This window comes from Polyangium jinanense (assembly GCF_028435265.1).
GTDB lineage: Bacteria > Myxococcota_A > Polyangia > Polyangiales > Polyangiaceae > Polyangium > Polyangium jinanense.
In genome coordinates, this window is sequence record NZ_JAGTJK010000059.1 from 51495 (window position 1) to 65672 (window position 14178).

13 protein-coding genes are annotated in these 14178 nt (G+C 67.9%); 7 read left to right on the forward strand and 6 right to left on the reverse strand.

Annotation, left to right across the window (positions count from 1 at the left end; all coding sequences use genetic code 11):
- Positions 1 to 115: 115 nt before the first annotated feature.
- Positions 116 to 1513 (reverse strand): MATE family efflux transporter, encoded by a 1398-nt coding sequence (locus tag KEG38_RS47360; protein WP_272427497.1) that lies wholly within the window; start codon positions 1511 to 1513, stop codon positions 116 to 118.
- Positions 1514 to 1594: 81 nt separating this feature from the next.
- Between KEG38_RS47360 and KEG38_RS47365 the strand changes: the two genes are divergently transcribed.
- Both KEG38_RS47365 and KEG38_RS47370 read left to right on the forward strand, forming a co-directional pair.
- Positions 1595 to 2491 (forward strand): ATP-grasp domain-containing protein, encoded by an 897-nt coding sequence (locus KEG38_RS47365; protein ID WP_272427498.1) that lies wholly within the window; start codon positions 1595 to 1597, stop codon positions 2489 to 2491.
- A gap of 71 nt (positions 2492 to 2562) precedes the next feature.
- Complete coding sequence (locus KEG38_RS47370; protein WP_272427499.1) at positions 2563 to 3546, forward strand: PEGA domain-containing protein; 984 nt, start codon at positions 2563 to 2565, stop codon at positions 3544 to 3546.
- Here KEG38_RS47370 and KEG38_RS47375 read toward each other — a convergent pair.
- On the reverse strand, positions 3497 to 4243 hold the full coding sequence (locus tag KEG38_RS47375; protein WP_272427500.1) for an MYXO-CTERM sorting domain-containing protein: 747 nt from the start codon (positions 4241 to 4243) through the stop codon (positions 3497 to 3499). The two genes, KEG38_RS47370 and KEG38_RS47375, sit on opposite strands and share 50 nt — an antisense overlap.
- 102 nt (positions 4244 to 4345) lie before the next feature.
- On the opposite strand from KEG38_RS47375, the gene KEG38_RS47380 reads away from it, so the two are divergent.
- Entirely contained in the window at positions 4346 to 6163 is a 1818-nt protein-coding gene (locus KEG38_RS47380) for an NHL repeat-containing protein (protein ID WP_272427501.1), read from the forward strand.
- Positions 6164 to 6214: 51 nt separating this feature from the next.
- Positions 6215 to 7501 carry a serine/threonine-protein kinase gene (locus KEG38_RS47385; RefSeq protein ID WP_272427502.1) on the forward strand — a complete coding sequence of 429 codons (1287 nt, stop codon included), beginning with the start codon at positions 6215 to 6217 and terminating at the stop codon, positions 7499 to 7501.
- On the opposite strand, the gene KEG38_RS47390 is transcribed toward KEG38_RS47385, so the two are convergent.
- The gene (locus tag KEG38_RS47390; RefSeq protein WP_272427503.1) at positions 7502 to 8593 is read right to left on the reverse strand and encodes a hypothetical protein; all 1092 of its coding nucleotides are present in this window, start codon (positions 8591 to 8593) and stop codon (positions 7502 to 7504) included. It lies immediately after the preceding gene.
- Between the two features lie 28 nt (positions 8594 to 8621).
- Positions 8622 to 9332 (reverse strand): dienelactone hydrolase family protein, encoded by a 711-nt coding sequence (locus KEG38_RS47395; RefSeq protein ID WP_272427504.1) that lies wholly within the window; start codon positions 9330 to 9332, stop codon positions 8622 to 8624.
- Positions 9333 to 9764: 432 nt separating this feature from the next.
- Between KEG38_RS47395 and KEG38_RS47400 the strand changes: the two genes are divergently transcribed.
- A complete protein-coding gene (locus KEG38_RS47400; RefSeq protein WP_272427505.1) occupies positions 9765 to 10367 on the forward strand; it encodes an RNA polymerase sigma factor in 603 nt (200 codons plus the stop codon).
- Here the strand turns inward: KEG38_RS47400 and KEG38_RS47405 are convergent.
- Together KEG38_RS47405 and KEG38_RS47410 are read right to left on the reverse strand one after the other, a co-directional pair.
- Complete coding sequence (locus KEG38_RS47405) at positions 10324 to 11118, reverse strand: hypothetical protein (protein WP_272427507.1); 795 nt, start codon at positions 11116 to 11118, stop codon at positions 10324 to 10326. The two genes, KEG38_RS47400 and KEG38_RS47405, sit on opposite strands and share 44 nt — an antisense overlap.
- A 66-nt stretch (positions 11119 to 11184) precedes the next feature.
- Positions 11185 to 11985: a hypothetical protein gene (locus KEG38_RS47410; RefSeq protein ID WP_272427508.1), complete on the reverse strand. Its 801-nt coding sequence runs from the start codon at positions 11983 to 11985 to the stop codon at positions 11185 to 11187.
- 511 nt (positions 11986 to 12496) lie between these two features.
- Here KEG38_RS47410 and KEG38_RS47415 point away from each other — a divergent pair.
- The gene (locus tag KEG38_RS47415) at positions 12497 to 13699 is read left to right on the forward strand and encodes an esterase/lipase family protein (RefSeq protein WP_272427510.1); all 1203 of its coding nucleotides are present in this window, start codon (positions 12497 to 12499) and stop codon (positions 13697 to 13699) included.
- Positions 13700 to 13871: 172 nt separating this feature from the next.
- Positions 13872 to 14178 (forward strand): hypothetical protein (locus KEG38_RS47420; protein ID WP_272427511.1); only part of this gene is annotated, 307 nt, incomplete at its 3' end.

Genomic DNA, 14178 nt, shown 5'->3' on the forward strand with positions numbered 1-14178 from the left:
GACAAGCGAAAATCGTGCACGGCACGGAGGACGCGAGATCCAAGGGCCCGGGGCGGTGCGCGCGTTGCGGATCTGCGACGCGCGCCCACGGCCCCTTTCATACGTGCACGACCCTTCAGACGGGCGGTAGCTCCGAGCCGGTGAGATCGAGCCTGCGCCATACGCCGCTCCGGAAGCGCAAGAGCAGGATGACGGCCATGAGCGCGATGTACCCCGTCAGCCAAAAGACGACCCACCCGATGCCGCCGCCGAGCACCCGTACGGAAATGAACGAGCCCGGCACGAAGACGCACCACGCCACGATCCCGCGGACCCAGGCGGTGAAGGCCGTGTCTCCCGCGGCGCGCAGCGACTCGGCCAGCGTCATCACCGTCGCGTCGAAGATCTGCCACGTGATCGAGAGCGTGAGGATACGCGCCGTGATGTCGAGGAAGGCCTCGCGCTCCGCCCCGGGCGGCGCGAAGGGGAGCATGCAGTACCGCGCGAACACGAGGTAGACGAGGCCCACGAAGCCCATCCAGCCGCACGCCACGAGGGCCGTGAGCTTCACCGTCTTCGGCACTTGATCGAGATCCTTCGCGCCGATCGCTTGCCCCACGAGGATCGCCCCCGCGCTCGTCAGGCCGAACGCGGGCATGGCCGCGACCTGGTTCACCTCCATCGAGGCCATGAACGAGGCGAGCGTGGTCGTGCCGAGCCCGTTGATCACGAGGTTGATGAACAAGGAGAACGCGCCGAACTCGACGAACCAGTTGAGCCCCGACGGGATGCCGAACCGCAGCATGCGACCGAGCTCCGAGAGACGGAGCTTCGCCTTGCCTTGGCGGGCGCTCGGGTGCTCGCCGAAGCCGGCAAGGAAACACCCGAGGAGCACGAGGAAAGCGGTCAACGTCGCGAGTGCGCTCCCCAGCGCCGAGCCGACCACGCCGAGCGCGGGCGCGCCGAGGTGCCCCGAGATGAACACCCAGTTCAGCACGACGTTGAGCACCATGCAGAGGACCTGCGTGGCCATGGGCAGGCGCGGGTTGCCAAGCCCGCCGTAATAGTTGCCGAGCGCCTCGAGCCCGATCGCCGCGCCGCCCGTGCAGAGGCGGACGGTGAGCCATTGCTGCATGAGCGTCGCAACGGCGGGCGTGTAGCCGATCGCCGCGACGGCGCGTGGCATGACGAGGATGCCCGCGAAGTAGAGGACCTGCGCCATCGCAGCCACGGCGAGGCCATAAAACCCGTACCGGCGTGCCCCGGCATGATCGCCGCGGCCATAGAGCTGCGACGCGAAGCTCGACACGATGAAGACCACACCCATCGGCAGGATGAAGAAGGCCATCAAGTTGAGCCCGCCCGTGGTCGTGGCGGCGAGGCTGTCCTGACCGAGGTGCGAGACCATGGCGGCATCGGACACGCTGACCACGACCTGCGCCGAGCGTGAGATGATGATCGGCCACGCGAGATTGAGGAGGCTCCGCAACGAGGGACCGTGCGCGGCGGGCGTGATGTGCGCGGCGTCCAGCATGGGGGGCGGAGGTTTGACATCAGAGGGGGCGGCGCGCTCGCATCGCTCGCTTCGCATGCGAGTTTGAGGCAAGAAAGCGACATGCCGAAAACCCGCCTGGCCATCGCGACGTGCGCCCGTCTGCCCGAGCTCGACGTCGACGACGCGCTCTTCCGCGAGGCCCTCGAAGCGCGAGGGATTGCTCATCGTTGCCTCGTCTGGGACGACCCGAACGCGCCCTGGGACGAGGCCGATCTCGCGCTGCTCCGCAATCCTTGGGACTACTGGGACGGGCCCGGCCGCAGGGATGCGTTCGTCGCGTGGGCCGAGCGGACGGCCGCGCGTGTACCGCTCTGGAACGGGGCCGACGTCATCCGCGAGAACACGCACAAGTCCTACTTGCGCTCGCTCGAAGCGGCCGGCGTGCCCGTGGTCCCGACGCTCTGGCTCGCGCATGGCGAGCGCGCCGAGGGGCTCGCGCGGCGCATCGAGGCGCGTGGTTGGTCCGAGGTCGTGATCAAGCCGGCGGTCTCGGCGGGCTCGGTGGGCGCGAAGCGGATCGACGCGCGGAAAAACCCCGACGAGGCGGAGGCGCATGCCGCGTCGCTCGTCGTGTCGGGTGAGGTGATGGTGCAGCCGTACCTGCGTTCGATCGAGTCGGAGGGCGAGCTTTCCGTCGTATTTTTCGGCGGCGAGCCGAGCCATGCGGTGCGGAAGGTGCCGTGCGCGGGCGATTTTCGTTCGCAGCCGGAGTTTCAGAGCCGCATCTCGTCCGCGCCGATCGAAGCCGAGGCACTTCACGTCGCCCGCGCCGCGTTCGCGGCCGTGGGCAAGCCGCTCCTCTACGCCCGGGTCGATCTCGTGCGAGGCGAAGGCGGCGCGCTCCAGCTCATCGAGCTCGAGCTGACCGAGCCGAGCCTGTATTTCCGCTGGAGCGAGGGTGCGGCGGCACGGTTCGTCGAGGTGATCGTTTCGCAGCTCGAAACGCTTCGTCGGTAAGGGGAGCCTCTTCCCACCCTGCGCCACGCGCGTATTCTGCGAGGAGCGCCAGAAGCGCGGAGGATCGTCCCGTGCGTTCACCTCGCCAAAGAGCTCTACGAACCACGCTCGTCGTCGCGCTCTCCACCGCGTTCTCGTTCTCGCCGTCGATGCTGCGCGCCGACCCGCAGGCCGCGCCCGCGGACGACCCGCAAGCGCGCGCCGCCGAGCGCAAGAAGGCCGGCGATCAGGCCATGGAGCTGCTCCGGTACGAGGACGCGCTCGCCGCGTACGGCGAGGCGTACGCGATCACGAAGAACCCGGCGCTGCTCTACAACATGGGCCGTGCGCTCGAAGCGTTGAACCGTTTTCCCGAGGCGCTCGACAAGCTCATGGCCTTCGACGCCGCGGCACCGCTCGACCTCAAGGCGCGCGTGCCGCGGCTGCCCACGCTCATCGCCGAGCTGCGGCAGCGCGTCGCCACGCTCGACATCGTCACGAACGTCGAAGGCGCGCGGATCGTCGTGCGAAACGTGGTCGTCGGCAAATCGCCGCTCGCCGCGCCGCTGAAGCTCGTCGCGGGGCCCGCCGAGATCGAGGTCGACGCGGAGGGTTATTTCGGCGCGAAGAAGACGGTCACGCTCGAAGGCGGCGCTGCGGAGACCGTGCGGTTCGAGCTGTTCTCCCGCGCGACCACGGGCGTGCTCACGGTGCGCGCGTCTGCGCCGTCCGCCGAGGTGCTCGTCGACGGCAAGCCGATCGGCGTCGCGCCCGTCGAGCTCAACGTGCCCAAGGGCACGCACAAGATCACCGTGCGCCACCCGGATTTTCGGGTGTACGAGACCTCGGCCGTGGTCCCGGCCGGCGGCTACAAGGCGGTGACGGCGGCGCTCGAGGCGAAGTCGGTCGTGACGCGCTGGTGGTTCTGGACGGGGCTCGGCGCGGTCGCTGCGGCGGGCGCCGCGGTCACGGTCGCGGCGTTCACGGAGCGCGCGCCGCATGCGGGGACGATCGCGCCGGGGCAGCTCACGACCGAGGCGAGCGGGGGCGGGGGCGCGACGTTGTTCCAGTTCTGAGCTTGCGGGTTCGTCCGAGGAGCGCGAGCGCGGCCATCACGAGCGCGGCGGCGCCTCCGAGGGGAGAGGTTTCCGTGAGGCGACAGCCGCAGCCGGTATCCCGAATCGGCGGATAAGGATCACCTCCGACGCCGCCGCTGCCGCCTGCGCCGCCGCTGCCGCCACCGCTTCCGCCAGCGCCACCGCTACCGCCACCGCTACCGCCTGCGCCTCCGCTTCCGCTCGTGCTGCTGCTGCTGCTGCTCGACGCGCCACCGCCTGCGCACATGCCGTCCTGGCACGTCATTCCGGCACCACATTCGGTCCCGTCGAACTTGACCACCACCTCACAACCGTTGTCCCCGCACAGATCGATTTTGCAGGGATCGTCGTGGATGCACGATTCCGGGGGCGTCGTCGGGTCCACGCAGCTACCCGCGGCGTCGCAGAGTGATGCGGACACGAAAGCAAGCGCGTCGTCGCAGTACGCCTTCTTGCAAACCGTTCCTTCTTTTGCCGGTCCGCAAAACCCGTCCTCGCCGCTGCCTTTGGCCGCGGCGGTGCATGCTTCGCAGAGACCGGTGCACGCCGTATCGCAGCAGACGCCGCCGACGCAAAAGCCCGACGCGCATTCTTCGGGAAAGCCGCAGGGATCCGCGCCGCGAGCCGGCCTTTCTGTGACGAGCAGCGCGAGCACGGCGACGATGGGGAAGGTCAATCCTCGGAGTCTTACACGATAAGGAGACATCATCCTCCGATGATACGCTCCCCGTCGCTATTTGTACCATCACGATAACGATCTGGGATATCGTGAACATCTATGGTCAACCATTCGCGGCTCCTCCGCGCGGGGCTCACCGCTCTCGTCTGCGCGGCTCCTCTCGGCTGCCTCGATCCGACCGAGGCTTTCGTGGAAATCTCGACGAATAGCTCCTGTGGTGACCTCGACAGCACGGGCATCACCGCCGGGCTGCTCGGCGAGATCGAGACCCGTCCGTACGGTACGACCACATCGCTCTGTCAAAACAATGGCGAGATCGGATCCATCGTGCTCCTGCCGCCCGAGAGCGAGCGGGAAGCGCCATTTGCTTTCAAGGTCGTCGGCAGCCTCGGCGCGCCCGTCGAAACGGCCTGCGTCGCGCCCGCGTACGGACCCGGCTGCATCATCGCGCGTCGGGCCATGCGATTCGTGCCGCACAATTCGTTCCGGGTCCCCGTGCGCCTGAGCCAGGCGTGCGCCGGCGTGCTTTGCCCCGAGGCCCAAACCTGCGTCGACGGCACGTGCCAGAGCGCCACGGTGGATCCCATCGACTGCGAAAACGACGACGAATGTGGCCCCGGGGCCAGCGTTCCGCCCGCCTGGCAAAAGAAGCTCGGCGGGCCCGGCTTTCAGATGGCGCGCCACCTCGCCCAGGGCGACGACGGCACGCTCGTCCTCACCGGCCATTTCGACGGCACACTCAACCTCGGCGACAAAGATTTGACGTCCAAAGGGGGAAACGACGTCTTCATCGCCTCGTACTCCCAGGAAGGCCAGCACCGCTGGTCGACCTCGTTCGGCGGAGCACTCGACGAAGACGTGACGCGGGCCGCGATCGACGCAAAGGGCGCGATGTACGTCCTCGCCCAGTTCCAGCAGACCGTCGATTTCGGCGGCGGCCCGCTCGTCAGCGCCGGCGGGCACGACGTGGCCATCCTCAAGCTCACGAGCTGGGGCAAACTCGAATGGTCCGTCCCATTCGGAGGCGCGCTCACGGACGTTCCGGGCGCCATCGCCGTGGGCGCGGACGGAAACATCTATGTGGTCGGCCAATTCAACGGATCCGCGGCCATCGGGAGCAAGACGCTCACGGCCGTCGGTGAATCCGATCTCTTCGTGCTGAGCCTCACGCCGTCCGGATCGGTCCGCTGGGCGAAGTCGATTGGCGGGCTGGGCCACGACAGCGGCACGGCCGCCGCGGTGGACGCGGCCGGGAATGTGTACGTGGCCGGTTATTTCGAGGGCACGGTGGATTTTGGCCTGCCCATGCCGGCGATGCCCATCAAAGCCACCGGCTCCGACGCGTTCGTGACGAGCTTCGACGCGGACGGCGAAGTGCGCTGGATGCAGCTCGTCAGCGGCGCCGCCGTCGATCGACTGCATGATCTCGCGGTGCGCGGCGATCGCGTCGTGTTTGCCGGCAGGGGCACGGCGAGCACCCGGATCGGCGATCAGGTGTTCGATGCCTCCGATTCGACGGGGCTCGTCGGGGCTTTCGACACGGGCGGGAAGCTCGCGTGGGCAAACCTCTTCGGCGGCGACGGGGACGGGACAGGCGAGAACGTGGCGATCGCCGCGGACGAATCCATCGTGGTCAGCGGCGAGATCAGCCTGGGCTCGGCGTTCGGCGCGAGCGCGCCCGCCACGGCGCCCGGCACGGACCACGCGTTCGTCGCGATCCTCGAGCGCGACGGCAAACCCCGCTGGAGCAAGGTCTTTTCGAGCTCGGACAAAGCGTTCGCCACGGGCGTCGCGGCCCCGGCGCACGGCTTCGCGCTCGTCGCGGGCTGGTTTTTGGGTGAGCTCGACGTCGGCGCGGAAAAGCTGAAATCCGAGGGTGGGTTGGATGGCTTCCTCCTGCGCGTGGCCCCGCCGTGACCCGAGATCCCTCTGGCCATCCGCGGCCGGCCGGGAGTACTCTCGTTTGTCGTGTCCGGGAGTGATGCCGAAAGTTTACCCTCGCCTGGGGCCGTCATCGCGGACAAGTACACGGTCGTCCGTGCGCTCGGCCGCGGCGGCATGGGTATCGTCCTCGAAGCCGAGCATCAGCGGCTCGGCCAGCGCGTCGCGCTGAAGCTGCTCCTGCCCGAGATTCGTTCGATGGGCGAGATCACGGCGCGCTTCGAGCGCGAGGCGCGGGCGGTCGCGCGGCTTTCGGGCCCGCACGTCGCGCGTATCCTCGACGTCGACGCGCTCCCGGACGGCAGCCCCTTCATGGTGATGGAGCTGCTCCGCGGGCGGGAGCTCGGCGACGAGCTCGACGAGCGCACGAAGATCCCCTACCGCGAGGCCGTCGGATACATTCTCCAGGCGTGCGCGGCGATGGCCGAGGCGCACCGGATGGGCATCGTCCACCGCGATCTCAAACCGGCGAACCTTTTCCTCTGCGAGACCGGCGGCCACCGCACGATAAAAGTTCTCGATTTCGGCATCTCGAAGCTCACGGGCGACGTCAATGCGTCGATGACCACGACGGCGTCCGCATTCGGCACGCCGCTCTACATGTCGCCCGAGCAGGTGCGGTCCGTGAAAAACGTCGACGCGCGCGCCGACATCTGGTCGCTCGGCGTGGTGCTCTACGAATTGCTCTCGGGCGAGCTTCCGTTTCACCACGAGAGCGCGACGGGCATCCTCGCCGCCATTCTCACGGAAAAACCTATCCCGATCGGCAAACGTTGTCCCGAGATCCCGCGCCCGCTCGCGGACGCCGTGATGCGGGCGCTCGAGAAGAACCCCGAGGACCGTTTCACCGACGTGCGCGAGTTCGCCGCGTCGATTGCGCCGTACGGGCCTCCGCGCGAGGATCCGACGCTGGCGGCGGTAGCGATCGAGCTCGAAGGCGTTGGCAAGCCGCGATCCCGCGGAAAGCGGCGGAATCTCTTCCTTGGGGCCGCGGCGGTGGTCGTCGCCGGGGTGACCGCGGCGATCGTCGTGTTGCAATCAACCGGGGGGCCGAATGCGCCATCGGCGGTGGTTCCGGTCGCCGAACCGGCCGCGCCGGCGATTCCGTCGGGCGTGCCGCAGGTCTCGCCGGTGGGAACGGCGCTTCCGCCGACGAAAGACGCGCCGCCGGCGGCGACAACAACGGTCGCGCCTTCCGCGACGGTGGCGCCGCCTCCCTTGCGAAAGCCTACGGCGGAGCCAAAAACGAGCGCCCCGCCGCCCGTGAAGACGGCACCTCCGGCGACGACGGTGCCGGACCCGAAGTATTTGTAGTCACTTGCGGCTGTTGGGGCCTCTTTCGTCCTTGGCAGCGGGCGTCATGGCCTTGGTGAGCGCATCGATCGTCAGCTCCTCGAACGGCACCGCGGCGTCGAGGGTCACGACCCAGCCGTCTTCCAGGATGGCCCGAAGGTCCGCCCAGTCGTCTGCGTCGAGGGAGAGCGAGCCGAGCGTCTGGGTGGCTTTGATTTCGGACGGCTCGATCCCCATGAGGTCCGAGAGCACGTCGAGGATTTCGCCGAGGGCACGATGGCGGGCCGTCCCGAGCTCGATGGAGGTGGGCCTGCGCCCGAGCGGTTCGCTGAAGCCCAGGTAGGCCTTTGCGGGCGCTCTCGATCCCTTGAGGATGAAGCGGTCGCTCCGGATCAACTGGTCGTAGGACTCGAGCATCCCTCGAACGAAATCGGTCACCCGAGCAAAACAACCATAGGGACCGAACCCACCCGGACGCACGGGGACGAACTCGTTTTTCTCGTAGTCCAGAATGAGCCCATGCACGGGAGGATCCTCGTCGCGCCGCTGCTCTTGGGCCACCGCCCAGTGAAAGTCAGCCTCGCCCTGGACCAGCAGCGAATAGAGCGTCGGAGAGCCCGGGACGGGCTTGAGCGAGATGGCGTCGCGGAAGAGCGCTGCATAGTCCTCGGGAGAGTCCCGGACAGCCCCGATCAGACGCTCCCAGGCGGTCACGCTGGAGCCATGGGTCGCGAACGGCGGCTTTTCGCGCTCGGGCAGCCAGACCCCCCGGCACTCTTCGATGTATTCGTAGAGCGAGAGCCAGCGGGTCGCAGTGTCCTCGGGCCAAGGTAGCGGCCGGTCGACTCCGGGCCGGGACCCGAAGCCAAAGCGGTCGCACCAAGCCAGGCCGATCGTCTGGCGGAGCGCGTTTCGACGGGTCTTCAATGCAGCCCGCCCGAGCGCCCCGAGCTCGAGCGCGGAGACCCTGGCTTCGAGCCGCACGAGGTCTGCGCGAACGTCTCCGGCGGCTTCGAGCGCGGCGAAATAGGCCTCGCGAAGGGCCATGTCAGCGGAGGGTTTCTCGAGTTTTTCGATCCACTCCGCGTTCAGCTTGGGGTCGAGAGCTGCCAAGGGCCTTACCTCCAGGGGGCGAATAGGGTCACTTGCTGAGCGCCCGACGGAACAGCGCGACGAGCGTCTCCCAATGGCGCGCAGCGCACGCCTCATCATGGACAGGCGTGTCCGCGGGGACCCAGCCATGCCGTGCCGGGTAGACCTCGATCGTGTGGCGGACATGGGCGCGGGCGAGCACGTCAGCGACGGTCGTTCGCTGCGCGTCGGTGAAGCTCGGGTCATCGGTGGCCGCGCCGATGTAGACCTCGGCCTTGATGCGGTCGTACGCGAGGTGCGGGCTGTCGGCTGCGTCGGTGACGAGGCCGCCCGGGTGGTACGCAGCAGCGGCGGTTACGCGATCAGGGTAGCTCGCCGCAGCCGACAGCGCGAGCCGCCCCCCCATGCAGTAGCCGGTGACGCCGACCTGGCCCGAGCCGAGGTGTTCGAGGTACGCGCCGATGTCGCGCAGCAGCGTGTCGGCGGTGGTGCCCTTGAGGCGGGCAAACCACGCCGCGCGGACCTCGGGATCGCTGAACAGCACGCGCGGATCAGGCGCGGTGTACGCGCCGAGGCGGTGGAACAGGTCAGGCATCAGCACGTAGAAGCCCTCGGACGACAGGCGTTCGGCGAGCGCATGCATCGCCGGGCGCATGCCGATGCCGTCGATCAGGAACAGCACGCGGGGCGCGTTCTCCGCGCCGAACACGAACGCAGGCGCAGCGCCGTCCTCGGTCTGGAGCTCGATGCGGGTGGGCATGCGGCGATGTTACCCCCGTCGGTCGCCGTTCTCAAAGAGTCCCAGCTCACCCCCGGCGTGGGTCTCTCATCTGGGAGGCGCCGCGCTGGGGCGTTGCCCCAGGCCCCACCAGGGGCTGTCCGCCCCTGGACCCGGACCAGCGCAAGCGCTGGACCCGGGGTCGATGAACTGCGCGATGCGCAGTTCATCGAACAGGCCGAGTCAAGACCAGCGACGACCTTGCCAGCCAAGGCAGCAGGATCACGGCCCCCATTCCAACCCCCCTCGCACCATTCCCGGCGGATCGTGCCTTCTCCGCCGACGAACCAATCTCACTTTTAGCGGTTGAGTTTTCCCCGGATTCGTGAGACAAAAGCAAGCGACGCCAGCCGGCGCGTTCACCACCGACCGGCGTCTGACCCGCAAACCCAACGCTACTGGAGTTCACGAGCTATGACAACGCTACACCTGCATTCTCCGCCGGCAAACTTTTCCGCGTCGCACGCCTTGCTCGGCCGCCTGTACCTCGAACACCGCGATTTCCTGCGCCGCCTCCTTCTTGGTCAGTTCATTCATCCCCGCGACGTGGATGACATCGTGCAAGACGTCTTCATCGCGGCCTGGCGCAACCTTTCGCGTCTGGTGACGCCGGAGCAGGCGCGTCCGTGGCTCGTGGTGATCGGGCTCAACCATGCGCGGAATCATCGAAAGCTGGCCCGTCACGAACGGGAGGTCTTCGCAGGATTGGCTGAGGATGTTCCCGAGCAGGAAGATGCAACCTCGCCGGAGACCCTCCTGCAGGCGACGTACGGCGTGTTCCGGCTCAAGCGATTCCTCGAGAAGGTGGGGGCGCGCGTTCGAGCCGTGATGATTCCGTACCTGGAGGGGCGTTCGATCCAGGAGATCGCCGAATCGCTCGGGCTGAAGACGAAGACCGTTCACGGTCGCCTGCGCCTCGCCCGGGAGCGTTTGGAAATGGGGAGACGAGTCACCGCAAAAAAGGGTTGGCCCGTTATGTCGGCACCTCGGGGATCTCGGGCGAGCCGGGCCAGGTGATGCCGACCTTCTGAAGCCCGCGCTGGACGGCGAGCAATTGCTTCGGTTTGGGCGTCGGGAGAAGGAGCGTCTCAAGCTCGGCGGGCGTGAACTCCGTGGGGCCCTTCAGGGCGCGGTCGGTCACCGCGTCCATGATCGCGTGGGCGGGGGCGGCTTTCGGGTCGACGAACGCCGTCACGATCGCCCCGGGGCGTGGACGATACGACTCACAAGACAGCGGCAAGAGCCGCCCGTTGTGGAGCAAGCCCCACGCGGCCAGCCGGCGGGCGCCGCAGGCCTTCGGCTTGTCGAAGAGCAAGCCTCCCACGCGATCGCCGTAAAGCCAGAAGCCCACGCCCGCCCACCTCTCCCCATGCTCCGGCCCCACGTCGAGCCTGCCGACGGCCATCACGAACGCGGGCTCGAGCTCGGCGGGGAGCCCTGGCACGGCCCCGCGCACGTCGTCCGGGCCGCCGGTCACCGCGTCGACCGAGAGGCGGAGCTGCTGGATCGGCCCCCACCCGCTCTCGCACGCGAGCCCGACGACGCCCGCCTCGGTCCACGCCACGACCTCGTAGTTTCCTTCTCCGTCGTCGTGGCGGAGGGTGCCCCGCTGGAGATCGCCCGTCCAACCCACACCGTCGATGGACGGGAAGCCGAAGCGCGAGATCCCCTCGAGGCAGCCTTCCAGGTAAGCGCGCAGCGCGGCGCGGACGATGGCGTCTCGGTCGAAGACCAGGCGTCCGAAGCGGGCGGTGACCCGTTCGTTCATGGTGTTTCGCCTAGACCCTGTCGGTCTCAGCGTCAACGGGCTCGCCGCCTGGGTCCGCCGGCCGCGTCACGGCGTGTACGGCGGAACGTTGTTGATCTGCGCCACCTCTTTTTCCGGCGGGACCTTGTTGAAGAGATGTTGGTTGAGCCTCGCCGAGATGACGGCCGCGTTCTTGTACGCGTTCGTGCCCCACGGGCAACCGCGCAGGTCCTTCCTGGGCACCACGTGGTGCACCTGCGCTTCGTCCGGGTCATAGACGCGGGGGTCTGACGGCTCTTTGAGGACGAGCTTCTCGGTGCAGATCGTTGGCTTGCACTTCTCATCCACACAAGGCCACGTGAAGCCCGCGAGATCGGAGTGAATCTCGCCGCCGTGCGCCTTGCGGTTGACCTGGAGGATCCACTTCCTCTGGCTGAGGGGCTTGCCGTCGTCGCCGACCTGGCCGCTGGAGCAGTAGAAGTCTTTCTCCGGCTTGATGGTCGTCACCTCGACCAAGTTCCGGTACGGACCGTTCACCTCCGTCGGGACGGTCTTGATCTCGATGAGCGACGTCTGGAGCGGCGCGTCCTCGTACTTGATCGGAATCTTGTTGGCGGGATCCGAGCCGACCTGGAGCGAGTAGTCCTCCGTGCCGGCGACGGGCTGGCACGTGTAGCCCTTGTCGTACGGCGCATTCCCCGACACCTCGCCGATCTTCACGGCGTCGACACACGCGTCCTCCCACGCCTCGTAGAAGCAGTCGAACGTGCCGGCCTCGGACATGTAACAAGCGCTGCCGAACGCAGCGATGTACTTGCTGCGCAGCGCGACGTCCTCCTTCGGGTTTCCCACGAGCGGGATGCGGTAAAGCATGCACGGCTCGGGCATCGGCTCCGCACATTCGGTCGACGTGTCGGTCGAGGTGTCGGGGGGAGCAGGGCACGAATCGACAGGCCCCGGATCAAGAGGCGCCCCGCACGCACCCATCATCCATGCCCCACCGAAGCCCAACCCCAGCACGCCCAGCATTGCCCAGCGGCGTCTCCTCAATGCTCGCATGAAGTATCGAATCCCACGTTGTTCGGCCGGGCGACAAGGGAAACCGAACCAGGGGGCTCACGCTGCGCCCGGGAACCGAGCGTCCCATGACGGTGACCGGCGCGGCGGGATCCGGCGGGAGCCGCGGGAGCGGTACACAATCAGATTTCTCTTGCCGCCCCCGCCTCCGCTCCTACCCGTGCCCGTGATCCCCGTATAGGACCAAGGTCCTACAGACGTCTCCGTTCCCAAAACATATCCTCGCGTTCTCGGTCGAGCTCGGAGGGGGCATACGGCTTACCCGTGACGCGGTCGGGGTAACGACAAGAGAGGCGACGAAGTCGCCGGGAGGAGACACACCATGATCAACAACACCATCGAGAGCTGGGATCTGATGGGGCGCGTCAAGAAGGATGTGCCCGCGGCCCCCAAGCCGGACGCGGTCTGGGAGATCCCGGGCGCCAACCGGCTCGGCGGCAATGCCTACGTGTATTACGCGAACCCCAAGTTTGGCCTGACCCGACCCGTCATCCTCTCGGACGGCTTTCACCAGGGCCCGACCGACCTCAACGGGTTCTGGAACGAGCTGGAGAACGGCCAGTACGCGTTCGCCACCGAGCTGCGCCGCCGCGGCTACGACCTGGTGATCCTCGGCTACGACGACTGCACGGCCTCCATCCTGCACAACGCCGCCGTCGCTCACCGCTGCATCGAGCGGGCGATCGCCGAACGGCTCGGCTCCGCCCCTCTGACCGTCGGCGGCTTCAGCATGGGAGGCCTTATCACGCGCTACACCCTGGCCAGGATGGAGAATGACGGCATGGACCACCAGACGGCGGTTTACGTCTCCTACGACAGCCCGCACCACGGCGCCTGGATGCCGATCGGCTTGCAGGCGCTGGCGCACGCGCTGCGCGAGCTCGCGCCCCCGCTCTCCGCGCAGGTCAATAGCCCGGCTTCGCGGCAGCTTTTGTGGCGCCACATCGCCGAGCTCGGGGACACCCCGCGCGAGGACCCGGAGCGCACCAAGTTCCTCGAGGAGTTGAAGAGGGTCGGCGATTGGCCCCGGCGCCCGCGTCTGCTCGCTCTCGCGAACGGCGCTGGCAAGGGGAATAGCGGAGTCCCGGCCGGCAAGGAAGCGGTGCACGGCGTCGCCGGCGGCATACTCGACGGCTTCGCGCTCTTCTCCCAGGCCGCGGGCGATAACAAGGTGGTGTTCCGGGGCGGCCCCGGGCTCGACAACCTGGAGCAGCGCACGAGCGGGCTTCCCGAAGCCGACGGGGCGCACGGCGGAACGCTCGAATCGTTCGAGCTCGCGTTCAAGGCCCTGAACGCCGCGATTCCCGGCGCGGTCAAGTGCCCGTATCCCTCGACCAGCTTCGTCCCGACCGGCAGCGCCCTCGCGGTGGGCACCGATCCGTGGACGGACCTGTCGGCCGACATCACCATCCTGGACCCCGACAAGTTTGCCCTCGACGATTGGATGTGCGCCAGCCAGAACGAGAGGCACACGCTGATGACCGAAGAGCTCGGCACCTGGCTCCTCGAGCGATTGCCCCGGTAGCGGCAACACGCTGGAAAAAGAACGCGGTGGCGCCCCGTCCCGGGGCGCCCGCTCCCGCTCTCGCCCCCCGCTCTCGCCTCCGCTTCCGCCCCTTTCTCCCTTGACATCTCCCTCACCTTTGTAGCATGGTGGCCGCCCATACGCCTTTACACACATAAAGGGGGCATTTCCCATGGGAGAAGTCATCGCCGCGACGGCGGCCATCGAGCGCATCGACGAGGACGTCCATTCTGCATACGAGACCGCCATTGGGCGCGGGGGCGAGGTCGCCGAGACGGCTGTCGCCCGGCTGCAGGCGGGTGTCACGGCACTCGACAACGCGAAGGCGCTCCACGAGGCTGCGAAGAAGGCCGAGTCCCTCGCGTGGGCCACCGTGGCCGGCATTGATCACGACGCGGATGGCCTCATTGGCAGCGTCCGCGACGAGATGTGGAATGCCCTCGGCCGGCCCCAGCAGAGCACGCACATGGACGGCGTCT